Genomic DNA, 19,653 nt, shown 5'->3' with positions numbered 1-19,653 from the left:
ATGAGCACTGAATTACTGATCAACGTTACACCGAGCGAAAGTCGCGTTGCGCTAATTGAAAACGGCGTACTGCAAGAGATCCAACTAGAGCGAATTGGCAACCTTGGAATCGTGGGCAATATTTACTTAGGTAAAATTAGTCGCGTACTTCCGGGTATGCAGGCTGCGTTTGTCGACATAGGCTTAGATAAGGCGGCCTTTTTACATGCCTCAGACATTGTTAACAGCGCCTCAATTGTAGAAGGTGTTGATGAGCAGCCAATCAAAAAAGTACAAGATATCCGTGAGCTTGTGCGCCAAGGTCAATACATCATGGTGCAAGTGGTTAAAGATCCTCTGGGCACCAAAGGCGCACGTTTAACGACCGATATCACTATTCCTTCTCGCTACTTAGTGTTTATGCCAGATGCAACACATGTGGGTGTAAGCCAGCGCATCGAAACTGAAGAAGAACGTTTACGCTTAAAGAAAATTGTTGCTGAGTATGGCGACGAAGATGGCAGCTTTATTGTTCGTACAGCGGCTGAAGGGGCGTCTGAAGCAGAGCTACGTCATGATGCGGAATTCTTAAAAAAGCTGTGGCAAAAAATCGTCACTAAGCGTAAAAAGATCAGTAAAGAAAGCATTTTGCATGAAGACTTAACACTGGCGTTTCGTACGCTACGTGACTACGTAGGCGAAGACATGGAGCGTATCCGTGTTGACTCTAAATTAACGTATCAAGAGCTTAAAGAGTTTACTGAAGAGTTTGTGCCTATCTTATCGGGAGCACTTGAATATTACCCGGGTGAGCGACCTATTTTCGATTTGTTCGATGTTGAAACCGAAATTCAAAAAGCGCTACACCGTAAAGTTGAGCTTAAATCAGGCGGTTATTTAATTATCGACCAAACTGAAGCGATGACAACCGTTGATGTCAATACCGGGGCATTTGTTGGTCATCGTAACCTCGAAGAAACCATTTTTAATACTAATATCGAAGCAACGTCTGCCATTGCCCGTCAGCTGCGTTTACGTAACTTAGGCGGCATCATTATTATCGATTTCATCGATATGATCAGTGATGAGCACAAACGCCGAGTCTTGCATTCGCTTGAGTCAGCGCTCGCAAAAGATCGTGCAAAAGCCAACATAAATGGCCTATCTGCACTAGGCTTAGTAGAGATGACCCGAAAACGTACCCGCGAAAGCTTAGAGCATATCCTTTGTGATGTATGCCCTGCGTGTTCGGGGCGTGGTTCACAAAAAACCGTAGAAACAGTTTGCTACGAAATCTTGCGTGAAATTGTTAGGGTAAACCGTGCTTATGCAGCTGATAAGTTTATGGTTTATGCCTCTCCATCGGTAAGTGAAGCACTGATCAATGATGAATACCACAACCTTGCCGAGCTGGAACTATTTATTGGTAAGCAAGTCAGTATTCAAACAGAGAGTTTATACAACCAAGAACAGTTTGATGTGGTAATGATGTAATGAAGGCAAAAACGGTCTGCTTTTATTGTTTACGTAAGTTATGGCAAGTCTTTGCTATCACTCTCGTACTGCTGGCCGTTATTGTCTCGCTAGTGAAGTACTCACTGCCTTACGCGAATGACTATAAAGATGATATTGAAGCGTTTCTGTATGAACGCTTTGACGTAAATTTAGCGATTGGTTCTATCTCAGCCAGCTGGCAGGGTAAGGGACCCGCTTTAGTTATCGAAGATATTTCGTTTGAAGATAACCAAACCTCACCCATCGCACTCACCATCGATAAAGCAAGCCTTGAGGTTAATTTATGGGAATCTATAAAAACCCGTCAGCTTAAATCAAGCTACTTTGTGATCAATGGTTTTCATGCTGATGTTGATTTACCCACCATGCTTGATCTGGGCAATAACCAGCAAACAGGCAGTTTTGAACAAAAAGAATTGATCGAAAACCTGTTCCTTGGTGAAACGGGTCACTTTGCGGTGCAAGATAGCAGTTTGAACTTTACCCTCAGTGACGGTAAAGAGCGTAAGCTGATCCTTGAGAACATTGTCTGGCAAAATACCCCTGAGCAACATCAAGGTTCGGGCACATTAGCGTTACCGGGAATTTCAGTGGGTAGCTTTGATGCCCGCATGGCATTGAATGGCTCGACCCTCGAAACCATGGCTGGTGATATCTATGTGCAAGCGGCGAATGTCGATGTGTCTAAATGGCTTGCACAATATATTAATACCGACAAGCAGCAGCTTAATTCCGACATCAATTTACAAACCTGGTTTAGCCTTGAGAAAGGCCTGATCAGCGATGTGAAAGTGCAGTGGCTACCGAGTTTCATCAACTGGCAACAAAACCAAGAGGCACATCAAATTAGCTTGAGTGAAGGTGGTTTTCATTTATTTCCAAAGCAAAATGGCTGGCGCTTAAAAAGCACCGGACTCACCTTTGAAAGCGATTTAAAACAATGGCCGACCTTACAATTTGAAGCTCAACTTGGTGATAAAAGTCAAATTTGGTTAAAGCAATTTGATTTTGCATTGCTGGCAAAGTTATCGCAGTTAAGTAACTTTGAAGTGCTTGCCCCGTTTTTAGCGCGTCAACCCAATGGTCAGTTAAGTGATGCCTACCTTGAGTTCGGTCAACAAGATAACTGGCAGCTTTGGTTCCAAGGCGAGCAAATTAATTGGCTGGCGCTACAAGGTATTCCGGGCGGACAAGCTATTCGTGTTGATGGCTTTATTAATCAAACTGCTGGTCGAATTCAGCTATATGGCGAGAATAACCAACTGTTGACCAATGGCAGCTTTAGTCAAGATATTGCCTACAATCAATTAAATGTTGAACTCGACCTACACCATTACGATGATGGCTGGCGTATCAGTAGCGATAATATTTGGCTTGATAACGACGAAGTGACTGTGGCTGCAGAGATGATGCTAAGCCTGACTGATGAGCCGCGGTTAGATTTATATGCCGAAGCTTACGCAGCGGATGCTAAAGTCGCTGGGCATTATTTTCCGTTACCTGTGATGAGCGAAAACCTAGTTAATTACCTCAATGGGGCAATCAAAGGCGGTGAAGTAGACAAGGCACAAGTGCTGTTCTCAGGGCCATTTAAAGGATTTCCGTTCAAAGAGCAGCAAGGCCAATTTGAAGTATTGGCGAATGTTGAAAACGCTAAGTATAAGTTTTCACCAAGCTGGCCAGAAGTTGAAGATGCCAACGTCATTTTACATTTCGAAAATGAGCGCATGGATATCTATAGTAAGTCGGGCAAACTGGTTAACCTCTCTCTAGGGGAGAGTGTCCATGTCAGTATTGCTGATTTAATGAATGCAGAAATCCTAAAAGTTGCCATTAATAAACGTGCTCATGGCGATAAGCTTAATCCTTTCTTCACGGCGACTCCGCTTGCCAAGCCTTTGGCGAGTGTTTTTGAAGTTGTGCAACCACAAGGCGAAGCAACTGCCGATATTGAGTTGTTAGTTAATTTACGTTCGGGTCATGTTGATGCGATAGGTGAAGTTGAATTGGCTAATATTCCGGTTTACCTTGCACAGCCAGGTATCACCCTTAACCACATGACCGGTATTGTTAAGTTTAATAACGATAAAATCGACTTAAAAAATGCCAAAGCAGATTGGATGGGCATGCCACTTACTGCCAACTACAACAGTGAAAATGTGGCTGATACCTATCGCGCCGAAATTGCGATAAAGCTGGCCCTTGAAGCTGAACCTTTGATTGAACAAGCCCATGGTTTATTGGCCGGTTACTTAAGCGGTCAAAGTGATGTTGATATAAATGTGTCGCTTAACTTTTTACCTAATGACTTTAATTACCGCGCCGATGTGAGTGGTAATTTAATCGGTGTAACTAGCCAGCTACCTGCACCTTATAACAAAGGCGCAGAGCAGAAATGGGCATTAACTGCGATCGTGCAGGGTGACCATATCTCTAATTTGATCACCGCAAATATCGATGAGCAGTTATTCTTTAATGCGATTTTAGATAATGGCGAAAAGAAATTTAGTAATGCCCATTTAATTTTGGGGGCACAAGATTTAGGGCTTAATCGTGAAGGTTTTGCGGTATCTATCGATTTACCAGAAACTGAAATAGTGCCTTGGTTTGGCTTAATTGATCAGATTATTGCGCTTACCAAAGTTAAGTCAGATGCGCCAAGTGTGATGCCGGCGTTCAACAACGTAACGGGTAAATTTAATAAACTGGCACTACACAATATCGACTTTAATGATTTTGAATTTCGCTTAGCGCCAAAACAATCAGACTTAGAGCTAAAGCTAAATGCCAAAGAATTACGTGCCGACGCACTTATTCCAACCGGTGAAACGCGCAGACCAATTCAAATTTTTACTGACTACCTGCGTATTAATTTTAACGAAGTCGCAGAGCAAACAGAGCAAGACTCAGAACCAGAAGATTTAAGCTGGTTAACCCGAGTCCCAGCCATCGAGTTTAACTGTGAAGATTGTAAAGTGGCTGAGTATCAGCTCGATAAAATTAAAAGTAGCTTAGTTGGGGAGAACGATAAACTCTTGTTTACTGAGCTGGTCATCGACAAAGGCGATCACGTATTACGTGGTAAAGGGCAATTTGCTGATGGGCAAACACGCTTTAGTGGTAACTTACAAAGTGACGATATTGGCGAGTTATTTGATGAGTTTGATATCACCACCACAGTAAAAGATTCAGATGCCAATATTAAGTTTGATCTTGCTTGGCAAGGCGCACCTTATAGCTTTGATGTACCAAGTTTAGCTGGTGAATTAGATTGGCGTTTAGGTGAAGGGCACCTTGCAGAAATAAGTGATGGTGGTGCGCGAGTATTCTCATTACTGAGTTTAGATTCGTTAGTGCGTAAGCTGAAACTCGATTTTAGAGATGTATTCTCGAAAGGCTTTTTCTATAACAGTATGCAAGGCACCATGCAGCTAGAAAAGGGCATTGCTTACACTCAAGATACCAAACTTGATGGTGTGCCTGCCGATTTAACGATTAAAGGCCACACTAATTTAAATACCTTTGAAATTGATTACGACCTAGCAGTTGCACCGCAGGTGACGTCGAGTATTCCAGTGATTGTGGCATGGATGGTTAACCCGGTAAGTGGTCTTGCGGCGCTGGCAATCGATAAAGTGATTCACTCCGCGCGGGTGATCTCAGAGATCAACTTTAAAGTAACAGGCAGTATGAATGACCCAGTTGTGAAAGAAGTGGATCGTAAGAGCCGTGAAGTGACGTTACCGCAAGCTGCGCAAAGTCAGCCGCAGTCGTCGACGCAATTAAAATTAAAAGATGCCGCATCTTCAGCGAGTTTAGATAATAATGAAGGCTAATCCTCACCCACAGGTTGTTGCAGTACAAATGTGCTCAAGTATGAATGCTGAGCAAAACCTCGCTTTTCTAGCACAGACATTATCAACGCTTCCTGCAACTCGGCCATTGCTAGTGTGTTTACCCGAAAGCTTTTTAATCTTTAGTAAGCAAAGCCAAGCTAGCTATCAATTAGGTCTACAAAGTGAGGCATATAAAGCGAAACTTGCCGATTTATGTAAGCAACATGATATTTGGTTAGCCGCTGGCACCCTGCCTGTTTCACAGCAAAATGGTAAGTATTTAGCGGCCTCGTTTTTATTTAACAACCAAGGTGATGTGGTTGCGCAATACAACAAAATTCACTTATTTGATGTGGATGTTGCCGACACTACGCGCAGTTACCGTGAGTCTGATGCGACAGAAGCCGGCAAGGATATTGTGGTGGTTGATTCGCCATTTGGTAAAATTGGCTTAGCAGTATGTTATGATCTACGTTTTAGTGGCTTATTCACTGCCATGCAGCGCCAAGGAGCTGAGATTATTTTAGTGCCTAGTGCCTTTACCACCGTCACCGGTGCTGCTCATTGGCATATTTTATTAGCTGCGCGGGCAATCGAAACACAATGCTATGTGGTTGCTGCAGCACAATGGGGCGAGCACGAAAATGGCCGCCACACTTATGGCCACAGCATAATTATTTCACCATGGGGAGAAACGCTCAGTGAGCTTGCCTCTGGTACCGGGTTTATCAGCCATGGGCTTGATTTAAACCGCTTGAATACAATTCGCCAAGACATGCCTGTGCAGTCTCAGCAACGATTTAGAGAGCATTTATTATGAACACGGTTGAACAGCATTTATTACATGACAGCCAACTTACGAGAGAAGAACTAGAAAAAACGCTCGCTTTTATTCATCAGCACCAAGTTGACTATGCCGACCTGTATTTTCAATCGAGTCACCACGAATCTTGGGTGCTTGAAGACGGTTTAGTAAAAGAAGGCTCATACAACGTTGAGCGTGGTGTGGGTGTGCGTGCTGTTAGCGGTGAAAAAACCGGTTTTTCATACTCAGATGCGATTAACCTTGAAGCGTTAAACAAAGCCGCAACGGCAGCGCGCAGCATTGCCAATGCTGGCGAAAACAAAACGATTCAAGTATTCAGTGATGTAGCTGCTAAACAACAGTATGCGCCGCATCAACCAATTCAAAGCATGAGCAACGATGACAAAGTAAGCTTGCTACGTGAACTTGAAAACTATATTCGTCAATTAGCGCCGGATGCTGAGCAAGTGATCAGTTCAATGTCGGCGGTTTATGAAGAAGTGTTAATTGCTGCAAGTGATGGCACCTTTGCCACCGATATTCGCCCGCTTATTCGCTTAAACTGCTCAGTGTTACTTGAGAAGAACGGCCGTCGTGAGCGCGGTGGTGCAGGGGGCGGTGCGCGTTTAGATTATGGCTATTTTAAAGAGTTAGTCGATGGCAAACCGCGTTGGATGGAATACGCCGAAGAAGCTGTTCGCCAAGCAAAAGTAAATCTAGAAGCAATCGATGCACCTGCGGGTAGCATGGAAGTCGTGCTAGGCGCAGGTTGGCCGGGTGTGTTACTACACGAAGCGGTAGGTCATGGCCTAGAAGGTGACTTCAACCGTAAAGGCGCATCGGCGTTTAGCGGTAAAGTAGGTGAAAAGGTGGCATCTGAGCTGTGTACAGTCGTGGATGATGGCACCATTGCTGATCGCCGTGGTTCATTGAACGTGGATGACGAAGGGACACCTGCTGCGTATAACGTGCTTATTGAAAACGGTATTCTAAAAGGCTACATGCAAGATAAGCTAAATGCGCGTTTGATGGGGGTTAACCCTACTGGTAATGCACGCCGCGAATCGTACGCTCATTTACCTATGCCACGTATGACCAACACCTATATGTTAGGTGGTGAGCACAGCCAAGCTGATATCATCAGCTCGGTGAAAAAAGGTATCTTCGCGCCTAACTTTGGTGGCGGCCAAGTAGATATTACGTCAGGTAAGTTTGTATTTAGTGCCTCTGAAGCCTACTTAATTGAAAACGGTAAAATCACGCAACCTATCAAAGGCGCAACACTGATTGGCAATGGCCCAGAAGTGATGCAGCAAATTTCGATGGTTGGTAACGACTTAGCCCTTGATAAAGGTGTTGGCGTGTGTGGTAAAGATGGCCAAAGCGTACCTGTAGGTGTAGGGCAACCAAGCCTTAAAATTGACAACCTAACCGTGGGTGGCACGGCTTAAAACCATTTATTATATGGCAGGTTAAATTCTTGACCTGCCTCACTTATCTTCGCTTTCTGTTTACACAAAAACTTACACAAATTTTGTATCAATAAAGGTACTTTGCCGTTAACTTAATTGTGTGAGCTAACCTATTGCTTACAGCAAAAATAAAAATAGCATTTTAGGATCAAGATATGAAAGCAATTCCAATTGTACTCGCACTTGCTATGCTTGCAGGCTGTGCATCACAGGCCGTGGTTGATGGGGCTGAAAATGAAATCTACGCTGAGCATGAATGTTTAGGTGGTGAACTCGAAACTGATTACACCTATACCATTTATAGCACCGAAGATAACGACAGCAAAAAAGGCGCGGTCAAATCGACTTGTCATCCAGTAAAAACCGAAAGTGAATTCGAGCGCGATTTACGTAACGGTGGCTAAAATCACGCTTTAAAGTGGCTTAACCGCAGATTTAAGCCACTGTTATACATGTTGCTAAATGCTAATGAGCATCCATATACCTGCAGCAATCATAAATAGGTTCTCACTCAGAGAGATAAAGCCGAGCGGCACATTACTGTCGCCACCAACACAGGCGCATTTCAGCTCTCGCTTATCGATATACACAGCCTTAATAACCGATATCGCACCTATACCACCAATAAATAATGAAAATGGTGCAACAGCTAAGGCTGGTAGTTTAGCCACCATACCTAACGCTACATACGCCTCGATAAATGGATAAACATAGGCATAGGGCACGATACGCATCGCCAGTAAGTCGTAGGTAATAAATGAGTTAGAAAAGCTGAATAAGTCTTGCAGCTTTTGTATGGCTAATACCGCCATGGATAATGCCACGAACAGCATCAGATTTTGCATAGAAAATAAAGCTTCACCGCTGGCATAAGTAAAACCGCAGCTTAGTAGCATGGTCACTGCAAAAATCGCTAATACAGGGGTGTAACTGGTACCTTGCTGACCTGCCTCAGGTAGATTAAAAAAGTCGCGCAAATCATCGTAACCGCCAATACGTTTATCATTGATAAAGGTTTGTGGTGTGGTTTGTACATCATGCTGCTGTTTGAATTCGTCGGTTTGCTCACGGCTGGTTAAGTGTCGATCATCAACATTGTAACCATGACGCTCTAATAAATCTTTTGATTTTAAACCGAATGGGCAAATATGCTCATCGGTCACCATGCGATATAAAATTGCAGACTTAGACACAGTGCCTCCTTGTAAAAATGCCTTGTTTACTGCGTAATAATTGCTTAATTACACAGTAAATAAGGGTAATTTATTGCTATAACTGGTTACTTTATTAACAGTTACAAGGTTTGTGCCAGCTTTAAGCATAAAAAAACCTTGTGGCAGCACCACAAGGTTTTAAAATTGACTCGCAACTCGCAACTCGCAACTCGCAACTCGCAACTCGCAACTCGCAACTCGCAACTCGCAACTCGCAACGCGAGTTTATCGCATCGTTACAAACTCTTCTGAGCCCGTCGGGTGAATAGCCACAACAGCATCAAAGTCTGCTTTCGTTGCGCCCATCTTCATTGCAACAGCAAAGCCTTGGATCATTTCGTCAACGGCAAAACCAATACCGTGTAAGCCAACAACTTTTTCGTCGTCGCCAGCACAAACCAGCATCATGTTACAAGGTTGACGGTGTTGCGTTACTGCTGTGTACATAGCTGCGAAGGTTGAACGATATACTTTCACTTTATCGCTGCCGTATTGATCAATCGCTTGTTGCTCTGTTAAACCAATTGTGCCGATTGGTGGATGGCTGAATACCACTGTAGGCACTAGCTCGTAATCCATTTTTAAATCATCAGGTAATTCTTTATTGAATAAACGCTCTGATAAAATACGACCCGCTTTAACGGCTACTGGCGTAAGTTCGATACCGTTTTCGATGATATCGCCAACTGCGTACACGTTTTCAGCAGTGGTGTTTTGGAATTCGTCTACTTTAACGTAACCACCTTCAGTGACTTCAACACCTGCCGCAGCAAGATTGATCTTGTCAGTTGTAGGTGTACGGCCAATAGCCCAAATAACTTCATCAACGTTTTGGCTGTGACCATTTTCAAAGTGAATTGTTAAGCTACCATCGCTTTCTTTAACTACTTCTTTAGGTGTGCAATCAGTGTGAAGAGTCGGGCCTTCTTTCGCCATGATCTCGACAAGCGTATCAACAATGTATGGGTCAAAAGTACGAAGTGGTTTGTTTTTACGAACAAACAAGTGTGTTTCTGTACCAAGGCTATGAAGTACACCTGCGATTTCAACGGCAATGTAGCCTGCACCAACCACAGCAACACGCTTAGGCTGTGCGTCTAGTTCAAAGAAGCCGTTCGAATCAATGCCAAGCTCAGCGCCTGGGATGTTAGGAATAGTAGGGCGGCCACCAACAGCAACAAGAATATGGTCTGCCGTGTATATCTCACCATTTACTTCAACTGTTTTGTTATCAACAAACTTAGCAAAGCCATTGATTACAGTTACACCATTGCTAGATAAGTACTTGTTGTAACCTTGGTGAATACGACCAATGTAAGCTTCGCGGCTTTCAACTAATTTAGCCCAGCTAAAACCTTTTAATTCAACATCAAAGCCGTAGTCAGGTGCATATGCGTTAATTGCTTCAGCAATTTGTGCGCCGTGCCACATTACTTTCTTTGGAACACAACCCACGTTTACACAGGTACCACCCATGTGTTTTGCTTCAATAAGAGCGACTTTTGCGCCACGCATTGCTGCACGGTTTGCAGAGGCAATACCGCCACTACCACCACCAATTGCAATGTAATCAAAATGCTGAGCCATAGTTTGTCCTCAAAAATAGATAATTCTTTATTAATTAATCGATTTAGTAATAAGTTGATAATAGCATAATAAAGACCAAGGTTAAGCCCCTTGTATTTCATCAATTCGCCCCAACTTCAAAATCATATTCGCATAAAATTTGAGAACGAAAATGACAATTGCAGAAAATAACCCACTCATTGGTTTAGAAGGGCTTCCGCCGTTTTCTAAAATTAAACCAGCACATGTAGTGCCAGCATTAAAAGCGGCGATTGCTGAGTGCCGTGCCAAAATAGATGAGGTACTGGCAACTAAATCATACACATGGAATGATTTGGTTCTTCCGCTTGAAGAAGCTGATGACAAGTTATCACGCTTATTTTCACCGGTATCACATATGAATTCTGTCGTTAACAGCGATGAACTACGTGAAGCCTATGAGCAATGTTTGCCATTGTTATCTGAGTATTCAACGTTTGTTGGTCAGCATCAAGGTTTGTACGATGCTTACAACGCACTTCACAGCAGTGACGAATTTAAAACTCTGACCATTGCCCAACAAAAAACCATTACTAATGCACTGCGTGATTTTGAGCTATCTGGTATCGCTTTAAAGCCTGAGCAACAAAAGCGTTATGGCGAAATTAGTGCGCGTTTATCTGAGTTGGCTTCTAAGTTTGGTAATAATGTGATGGATGCCACGCTTGCTTGGCAAAAGCACATTACTGATGAAAGCGAACTGGCTGGTTTACCTGAGTCTGCATTAGCCCTTGGTGCTGATACAGCTAAAAGCAAAGATCTAGATGGCTGGGTATTCACGCTAGATTTTCCATCTTACTTACCCATTATGACCTACGCAGATAACCGCGAGTTACGTGAAGAGTTTTACACTGCGTTTGTGACGCGTGCTTCTGATCAAGGCCCTAACGCCGGTGAATTTGATAACTCTGCCATTATGAGCGAAGAGCTTGCACTGCGTCACGAGCTTGCCGAGTTATTGGGCTTTAACAGCTACGCTGACATGTCATTGGCGACTAAAATGGCTGAAACGCCAGAGCAGGTTTTTTCATTCTTAGAAGATTTAGCCGACAAATCAAAACCGCAAGCTGAGCAAGAACTTGCTGAGTTAACTGCTTACGCAAAAGATAAGCACGGTGTGACAGAGCTTGCCGCGTGGGACTACGCTTACTACGGCGAAAAACTTAAGCAAGAAAAGTACGCGATTTCTGATGAAGTATTGCGTCCATATTTCCCTGCAAATACGGTATTAAGTGGCTTATTCACCACAGTAAATCGCTTATTTGGTATTAGCGTTAAAGAAGTCACAGACTTTGATACGTACCACCCAGATGTACGCTTCTTCGAAATTTACGATAGCAGCAATACTTTACGTGGTCGTTTTTATCTCGATTTATATGCCCGCGATCGTAAGCGTGGCGGCGCCTGGATGGATGACTGTATGGGTCGTAAAGTACGTGCTAACGGCGAATTACAAACCCCTGTTGCGTATTTAGTATGTAACTTTAATAAAGCAGTGGGTGATAAGCCAGCCTTGTTTACCCATAACGAAGTAACGACCTTATTCCATGAGTTTGGTCACGGTATTCATCATATGTTGACGCAAGTTGATGCAGCGCCGGTTGCAGGTATTAACGGTGTAGCATGGGATGCGGTTGAGTTGCCAAGTCAGTTCCTTGAAAACTGGTGTTACGAAGAAGAAGCCTTAAGCTTTATTTCGGGTCATTACGAAACAGGTGAACCGTTACCAAAAGAGTTATTAGATAAACTTCTTGCGGCGAAGAACTTCCAATCAGGTATGCAAATGCTGCGTCAGCTTGAGTTCTCGTTGTTTGATTTTACGATTCACCATACGTACAAAGCGGGTGAGCCATGTAATATTCAAGCAACACTTGATGAAGTGCGCAGTAAAACGGCCGTTGTTAAAGCCCCCGCGTTTAACCGTTTCCAGCATGGTTTTAGCCATATTTTTGCGGGTGGTTATAGCGCAGGTTACTACTCTTACAAGTGGGCTGAAGTACTCTCGGCGGATGCGTTTTCTAAATTTGAAGAAGAAGGCATTTTTAACCCAGCAACGGGCGAAGCGTTCTTAAAGAACATTTTAGAAAAAGGGGGCAGTGAAGAGCCTATGGAGCTATTTAAAAAGTTCCGAGGACGCGAACCACAAGTTGATGCGCTACTTAGACATAGCGGCATTGCTGCATAATAATTTTTGTTGATCTAAAGCGCCGTAAGGCGCTTTTTTTATTAATATTTCTTCGCAAAATCACGCTCTCGTACTATCCTTCATAAAAAAGAGTTTATAGGAATTAAGCATGTCAAAACTTGTATTAGCCATTGATGATGATAAATATATCCATCATGTGATTGAGGAATCGCTATCAGGCTTTTGCACACTGATCCATGCTAAAAATGGCGACGAAGGATTAAGACAGGCGTTAAAGTACAATCCTGACATCATCTTACTTGATATCGAAATGCCGGGAAAAACAGGCTTTGAGGTATGTAACGAATTAAAAGCTAACCCGCAAACAAAAGATATTCCAGTGATGTTTTTATCGGGTAAGTCAGACCTACCAGACCGTGTAAAAGGCTATAACGCAGGTGCTGCTGATTACATTGTAAAACCATTTAATGCTGAAGAGCTGATGGCACGTATTCGCGTGTTGTATCAATATCGCCAGCACTCGAAAAAACTTAAAAGTGATGTTGAGCGAGCGCAAATTACTGCCGAAATCGCGATGACAGATTCAGGCGATATGGGACGCATCATGCGCTACGTAGGGCAAAGTTATCATGCTCACGATATCAAAGCGTTATCGGAACATATGTTTGAGTTTTTTAACCCGATGGAGCTCGATGTCGTGCTGGCGTTTTGGTATCAAGATGTTGGCGTATTTTGTAGTGCAGATGGCGGGGTGTGTCCACTTGAGCAAGAGCTACTCGAAAAACACCGAGATGCGAATCGCTTTGTTGATTTTAGCCATCGCACAATTATTAATTACCCTAAAGTATCGATGCTGGTTAAGAATATGCCATTAGATGATGCCCAGCTGTATGGTCGTTACAAAGATTTATTCCCGCATATTCTTGAGGTGACTAACGCCAAAGTACAAGACATGGAAAACAATGAGCGTGCGCTTACGCAGGCACAGCAAATTGGTAATGCGTTTAATGACTTGTCTGATCAAATGTATCTGAACAGCGATTCTCGCGAACACGCTGTTGAGAAGCTTGCCGCCCAACTCGATGAGCTAAATAAATCTATTGAACAAAGCGGTTTGGCGAGTAGCGACGAAGTTGCGTTTCACCTGCAGCAATTAAAACAAACGCAATTACTGTTTACCTCACTGAATGAAGACTTGGCGTTTATAAAGTATCAGTTAAAGCACATTATCGAATCGCGAAGCTCGCTTTTAGCAAGTTTACAAAAAATGGCAGAGCCGAGTGATACCGAAGATGTGACCTCACAAACGGATATCGAGCTATTTTAAGGCATGCTATACTGGCGGCGAATCAGATAGCTCGGAGTTTTGCGTGGTAATTCATTGTCCTTTTAAAGAAATGCGTCCTTATTTAGATGCGATTGAACAGCGTTTTGGTTTGGTCAAGTGGGCTGAGCAAAATGCAGGTTTTTCGCTTCATTATGACGATCAAGGTCTGAGCTTGAAGAAAAAGGACGAGCCAAAGCTTGGTGCTATCCATGTTGATTTTGTAACGGGTGCCGCAGCTCATCGACGTAAGTTTGGTGGTGGTAAAGGGCAGGCTATCGCAAAAGCGGTTGGTTTAAACAAAGGTGCCACGCCTGTGGTGCTAGATGCCACCGCAGGACTTGGCCGCGATGGCTTTGTACTGGCATCACTTGGCTGTAAAGTGATTTTGCATGAACGCCACCCAGTGGTTGCTGCGCTATTATTTGATGGCCTAGAACGCGCCTATAACGATGCAGAAATCGGCCCTTGGATGAAAGAAAACATGAGTTTAGTGTTTGGCTCTAGTCATACTCTACTGGCGCAATGTAACGAAGTGCCTGATGTTGTGTACTTAGATCCTATGTTTCCTCATCGTGAAAAATCAGCCCTTGTTAAAAAGGAAATGCGAGTATTCCAAGAACTCGTCGGTGCAGACAGCGATGCTGATGATTTATTAGAATTTGCTTATCCACTTGCCAGTAAGCGAGTCGTCGTGAAGCGCCCTGATTACGCCCCATTTCTAAATGACAAAACCCCGAGTATGCAAATCAAAACCAAAAAGAACCGCTTTGATGTATACGTAAAAGCTGCAATGGTCTGATACTAATCCGCAATATTAAGCGAATTGGTATTTATTTAACCCTTTTGGGTTAGTTGTTATCGCTTTTACCTGTTATTTTTTACGGTTTACATCAAATTGTCATAAAAGGTTAATATTCTACGCGCGTAACGTTACTTGGGAATATCGTTTATGCGCGTGTCATCATTTACTCGGCTATTGGCCGTTTTACTCACACTCGCCAGTATCTTACTGGCAGCCACCTTGTTCTGGGCTAGTCAAACCTTACTCGGCTTAGAGCAGCAAGATAACGCTTATAATAAGCTGAAAAACACCATCATTATTGATTTAAAAAGTTACCTTGATGATTATTTAGAGCAAGGTGACAGCCAACACTTAAATAAAGCCTCAACGCTGATTAGCGATGTTAAAAAGCAGCATTTAGCAGAGCTACCTGATGACCTTGCAGGTCAGCTAAATAGTCAGCTAACAGAGCTCGATAAAGACATTAATGGTAAGTATCGCGCTTTAGGTAAGCTATCGGGTAACGAAATGGCACTGCTCGATAACTCGTTAAGACAAATGGCAGGCTCGGCCTCATCGTTAATTGGTTATGCAAGCAAAGCAGAGCCGCAAACTGCGCTTGCTCTTGAGTATTATCGACTTGCTGCTGACTACTACAGCGAAGTGACATCACTTGCTTTGTATACTTACAAGTTGGTGATCAACTTTGATCAAGACACTAAAAATAGCCTCAATCAAAGTGTTGAAAACCTAAACGCTCTTGCTGCTAAAATCGATAGACTCGAAAACCTAGGTGTAATGAGCGAAGTGGATGAAGACGCCTTGTTTCTGGGTGAAGAAGCTGAAGATTTAGCGGGTGACATTAAAGCAGAGCTAAGTAGTTGGCCTAAACGCTTTCCACGTGATTTAGCATCGACCCTTGAACAAGCTGAGCTACGTCAAACCGGTATGCAGGCACTGCGCGAACAAATCGGTGCGCTTTCAGCAACGGTACTCGGTGCAGAGCAAAAACTAAAAGACGAACAAAGCCAACTTAAACAACAAGTATTTATCGTGTTTTGCGTGGCTATTGGCATGCTGGTGGTTTTAGCGGGTGGCGTTTACTTTGTTCAGCGTAACCAAGTGCTTAACCCACTGCGTCAGTTGCGCGATGGCTTTGCTTTCTTGATTGAAAGTAATGAGCTTAAAAATATCGAGAGTAAAAATCCGAAAACCGAAGTCGGTGAAATCGCCCATTACTTTAATCAATTGATTGAGCGCCAGCGAGGTGAGGCAGAAGAGCGAGCACAAATGCTTAAAGTTATTAATGACTTTATGCTAGAGATGAGCGAGCACTTACATACCATTGCTCAGCAAACGGATGCCAGCCACTCTCAGGTGGAACAAAACCAAGGCTTATTAAGTGATATTCAGCACATTGGTGAGCAGGTCAATAACATTAATGGTCAAGTGGCTGACAACGCCAAACAAACTTTTGGTGCGATGGAGCAAAGCCTAGGCTTTGCCGACAGCATGTTAACCGCAAGCTCTCGTACTGAAGAGCGCGTTGAGCAAGGTCTAGGTAGCTTAAAAGAGCTATTAAAAGGCGTTGATGATGTTGGCCAAGTCATTGAAGTAATCAAGAACATTGCTGAGCAAACAAACTTGCTGGCATTGAATGCGGCGATTGAGTCGGCACGTGCAGGTGAGCATGGTCGAGGCTTTGCAGTTGTCGCCGATGAAGTACGAAAACTTGCCAGACAAACACAAGGTTCGCTTGATGATATTAACAATCAGCTAAACCGATTAAGTGAAAACTCCACCATGGTATCGGAGCAAATTAGCGCACTGGCAAATGATGCCGAGCTACAAACACAAAATGCTCAAGAGCTTAAACGTAATTCAGAAGGCGTTGCCGATAACGCGCAAGATGCTAATAAAGTCGCGTTTGATGCTATGGAGCTTGCTAAACAGCAAAATGCCTTACTCGAAAACTTTAGCCAATCAATGCAGAGCATGAAAGGGCAGGTAAGTGAGTCAAACTCACTGGTTAGTGATATCCAGCATCGCCTACAAGAGCAAATGCACACCATTAAAACCAGCTTAGGTTTATAACTCTTCAAGGGCGAGCAATGGTTTGCATTGTTTGCCCTTAAATCATGCGGTATTCAATTTTTTGGGTATATACTCTGTACTCTTATTTTCTTTCAAGGAATTACAATGATCGAACAAGGCCAAAATTTACCTGCAGCAACCCTTAGCGAATTAACCAGTGAGGGCATGCAAACACTATCAACAGAGGCATTATTTGCAGATAAAAAAGTAGTGTTATTTGCGGTGCCTGGTGCATTTACGCCAACCTGTTCAAACGCTCACTTACCTGAGTTTATTACGCTAGCCGATAAAATTACCGCTAAAGGCGTTGATGCAATTTACTGTGTATCGGTGAACGATGCATTTGTAATGAAAGCATGGGGTGAAGCTCATAACGCAGAGCATATTCGTATGTTAGCTGATGGTGATGCAAGCTTTACTAAAGCACTTGGTTTAGATAAAGACACCGCTGGTTTTGGTGGCGTACGTTCAAAGCGTTATGCGATGATCGTTGAAAACCAAACGGTAACAGGGCTGTTTGTTGAACAAGACAAAGAGTTTGTAGTAAGCCGCGCTGAAGCTGTTCTTGAAAAGCTTTAATATCAATTCGCTATTTGATATTAGTACAAAAAAGCCGGACGTAAGTCCGGCTGAAAAGTCCCAGGGGGATACTGGGGAGATCAACTATTAAGGTTGATACTGTGCATCCAATGTTACACCAGAGAAAGTACGGTAAGCATTTAAGCTTAAGTGCCACGTACCTGCTTGTGGATTACTGAATGTACATGTTTCTGCGTTACCGTTTTTGTACGGACGACAGTCATAGCTAGATGACGTTGGTTGGCTACCAAACTTAACGAATAAGTCAGCATCACCCGAACCACCAGACGTCGTAACAGTGAAGCTTGCCATACCTGCTGGTACTTCTAGCGTGTAGTGTTTCCACTGACCAGCACTTGCAGAGATATCAGTTACAGTGCCGCCACCTGCTTGTGGTGAACCTGAGCCTGAACCACCGCCAGACACTGTTAAATCACCCACTAGGCTAACACCTGAGTATGCAGAGTAACCATTCAGCATTACATGGTAAGTACCTGCTGTTGGGTTATCGATAGAACATACTTCGTTGTTACCACCTTTATACGGACGACAATCATAGGTTGACGTTGTAGGTGCGCTACCTGCACGAACGTAAAGGTCAGCATCACCTGTACCGCCACTCATTGTGAAGGTTACGTTAGTTGCACCTGTTGGCACTTCCATTGTGTAGAAAGTTTGGCTGCTAGCAGAGCCACTTAAACCTGTTAGTGCTTGGCCATCTTCTAACACATTGCCTGTTGGTGGTGGTGTTGTGCCTGATGCTGCTGCCACAGCGGCTGCTGCATCAACAATACCTGTACCACAGCTTGTACATGTTGCAGGGAAAGAACGAGTTGTTGATTTTAAGATGCTTTCGATCTCATCTGGCGTTGCAGATGGTTTAGCTTGCTTGATTAGCGCTGCTACACCCGCAACATGTGGTGCTGCCATCGACGTACCTTGCGAGTAGTGATATGAATCGCTGCTTGGGCTTGTAGAGCCTGAGTTGTGTGTTGATAACACACCTTCAGAGTCATTCGCAAAGCTTTGTGCGCCACCCGGTGCTGCAACGTCAATGTTGCTACCGTAGTTTGAGTAATAAGCACGACCACCGTTACGACCAACAGATGCAACGTTTACAACACCATTACAGTTACCTGGGTTGTAGTTTGCAGAGTTATCGTTATCGTTACCCGCAGCGATTACGATCACAGTGCCGTTGTTACGTGCTTGGTTGATAGCGCTTTGTGTTGTAGAGCTACATGAACCGCTACCACCTAAACTCATGTTGATAACATCTGCAGGGTTAGCATTTGCTGGTACGCCAGAAACCGAACCACCTGAAGCCCAGATAATACCGTCAGCGATATCAGAAGTTAAACCACCACATTTACCAAGTACACGTACAGGAACTACTTTCGCATCGTAAGCAACACCGGCAACACCTTCACCGTTGTTAGTCACTGCCGCAACAGTACCCGCAACGTGCGTACCGTGCCAGCTTGAGCTTTGCGCACCATGTGTGTAACCACATTCGTTAGCGCTGATTGCATCACCCGGATCGCGAGCATCGCTATCACGACCACCCCCATCGTTAGCTACAGACACGTTAGAGATCATGTCATAGCCAGGAAGAATGTTGGCATTTAAATCAATATGTGGGCGGTAACCTGTATCAAGTACCGCAACAACCACACCGCTACCCGTTGCTGTATCCCACGCAGTAGGAAGGTTAAGACCACCCGCTTGCTCGTAGTAGTGCCATTGGTCGTCATAACGAGGGTCGTTAGGCGTTGCAAATGGCTTTAACATTTGGTCGATTTCGATGTATTCAACGTTACCTGTTGCAACCATCTCTTGCATGAATTCTTGTGCTTCTTCAGCAGAAAGTTTTTTATCAGCACGCATTACGTGGTGATTATTCATCGCCATTGCACGAACGTATTGTGCTTTTACTTTACCTTTTTTGCTGGTGAAGTTTTTAACAAAGCCTTTTGCTTTTTTGCTCATCATAGTCGGCGTTTGTTCTGCTGCCGACATTGTCATCATTTCATCACTGTTGTTTTTATACTTGATGATGAATTGTGTACCAAAGCCTTCTTGGCCTTGTAATTTCGCCGCAGTTTCCTGCATAGATGGTGACATTAGTTGGTTTGGAGTAGCCATTGCTGCCGTCGTCCCAAACAACGCAGTCAAGCTCAGTGCAATTGCGCACTTCTTCAAGTTGTTGTTAGTTGTCATAATGATCCCTAGATTGTTATGTAAATCTCCACGATATTTTTCGCGAAGGGGGACAAAGGTAAAATAAATGTAAATTTAGT

General features: G+C 43.7%; 13 protein-coding genes. 10 read left to right on the top strand and 3 right to left on the bottom strand.

Annotated features, from left to right (window positions below):
• The 5 genes from rng (at position 1) to NH153_RS00360 (ending at position 8,011) form a co-directional block, all read left to right on the top strand.
• The gene (gene rng, locus NH153_RS00380; protein ID WP_063699882.1) at positions 1-1,473 is read left to right on the top strand and encodes a ribonuclease G; all 1,473 of its coding nucleotides are present in this window, start codon (positions 1-3) and stop codon (positions 1,471-1,473) included.
• On the top strand, positions 1,473-5,330 hold the full coding sequence (locus NH153_RS00375; protein ID WP_063699880.1) for a YhdP family protein: 3,858 nt from the start codon (positions 1,473-1,475) through the stop codon (positions 5,328-5,330). Before rng ends, NH153_RS00375 begins: the two co-directional genes overlap by 1 nt.
• Positions 5,320-6,150 carry a carbon-nitrogen hydrolase family protein gene (locus NH153_RS00370; protein ID WP_063699878.1) on the top strand — a complete coding sequence of 277 codons (831 nt, stop codon included), beginning with the start codon at positions 5,320-5,322 and terminating at the stop codon, positions 6,148-6,150. The genes NH153_RS00375 and NH153_RS00370 overlap by 11 nt, the downstream gene beginning before the upstream one ends.
• A complete protein-coding gene (gene tldD, locus NH153_RS00365; RefSeq protein ID WP_063699876.1) occupies positions 6,147-7,586 on the top strand; it encodes a metalloprotease TldD in 1,440 nt (479 codons plus the stop codon). Before NH153_RS00370 ends, tldD begins: the two co-directional genes overlap by 4 nt.
• 176 nt (positions 7,587-7,762) lie before the next feature.
• Positions 7,763-8,011 carry a hypothetical protein gene (locus NH153_RS00360; protein ID WP_171038288.1) on the top strand — a complete coding sequence of 83 codons (249 nt, stop codon included), beginning with the start codon at positions 7,763-7,765 and terminating at the stop codon, positions 8,009-8,011.
• A 54-nt stretch (positions 8,012-8,065) separates the two neighbouring features.
• Here the strand turns inward: NH153_RS00360 and NH153_RS00355 are convergent, their stop codons facing one another.
• Both NH153_RS00355 and gorA read right to left on the bottom strand, forming a co-directional pair.
• On the bottom strand, positions 8,066-8,800 hold the full coding sequence (locus NH153_RS00355; RefSeq protein ID WP_063699874.1) for a MauE/DoxX family redox-associated membrane protein: 735 nt from the start codon (positions 8,798-8,800) through the stop codon (positions 8,066-8,068).
• Between the two features lie 246 nt (positions 8,801-9,046).
• Positions 9,047-10,408 carry a glutathione-disulfide reductase gene (gorA, locus tag NH153_RS00350; protein WP_063699872.1) on the bottom strand — a complete coding sequence of 454 codons (1,362 nt, stop codon included), beginning with the start codon at positions 10,406-10,408 and terminating at the stop codon, positions 9,047-9,049.
• A gap of 151 nt (positions 10,409-10,559) precedes the next feature.
• On the opposite strand from gorA, the gene prlC reads away from it, so the two are divergent.
• From prlC to NH153_RS00325, 5 genes are all read left to right on the top strand, one after another.
• Positions 10,560-12,611, top strand: coding sequence for an oligopeptidase A (prlC, locus tag NH153_RS00345; protein WP_063699870.1), 2,052 nt, complete (start codon positions 10,560-10,562; stop codon positions 12,609-12,611).
• A 109-nt stretch (positions 12,612-12,720) separates the two neighbouring features.
• Complete coding sequence (locus tag NH153_RS00340; RefSeq protein ID WP_063699869.1) at positions 12,721-13,899, top strand: response regulator; 1,179 nt, start codon at positions 12,721-12,723, stop codon at positions 13,897-13,899.
• Between the two features lie 43 nt (positions 13,900-13,942).
• Positions 13,943-14,698 carry a class I SAM-dependent methyltransferase gene (locus NH153_RS00335; RefSeq protein ID WP_063699868.1) on the top strand — a complete coding sequence of 252 codons (756 nt, stop codon included), beginning with the start codon at positions 13,943-13,945 and terminating at the stop codon, positions 14,696-14,698.
• A gap of 150 nt (positions 14,699-14,848) precedes the next feature.
• Complete coding sequence (locus tag NH153_RS00330; RefSeq protein ID WP_063699867.1) at positions 14,849-16,774, top strand: methyl-accepting chemotaxis protein; 1,926 nt, start codon at positions 14,849-14,851, stop codon at positions 16,772-16,774.
• Between the two features lie 105 nt (positions 16,775-16,879).
• Positions 16,880-17,353 carry a peroxiredoxin gene (locus tag NH153_RS00325; RefSeq protein ID WP_063699866.1) on the top strand — a complete coding sequence of 158 codons (474 nt, stop codon included), beginning with the start codon at positions 16,880-16,882 and terminating at the stop codon, positions 17,351-17,353.
• A gap of 87 nt (positions 17,354-17,440) precedes the next feature.
• Here NH153_RS00325 and NH153_RS00320 read toward each other — a convergent pair whose 3' ends face one another.
• Positions 17,441-19,573 carry a S8 family peptidase gene (locus NH153_RS00320; protein WP_063699865.1) on the bottom strand — a complete coding sequence of 711 codons (2,133 nt, stop codon included), beginning with the start codon at positions 19,571-19,573 and terminating at the stop codon, positions 17,441-17,443.
• Between the last annotated feature and the right edge of the window lie 80 nt (positions 19,574-19,653).

Origin of the sequence: Pseudoalteromonas gelatinilytica (genome assembly GCF_001641615.1) — a bacterium.
In the GTDB taxonomy this organism is placed as follows: domain Bacteria; phylum Pseudomonadota; class Gammaproteobacteria; order Enterobacterales; family Alteromonadaceae; genus Pseudoalteromonas; species Pseudoalteromonas gelatinilytica.
The sequence above is the reverse complement of the archived record's forward strand: the minus strand, read 5'-3'. Positions and strand labels throughout refer to the sequence as shown.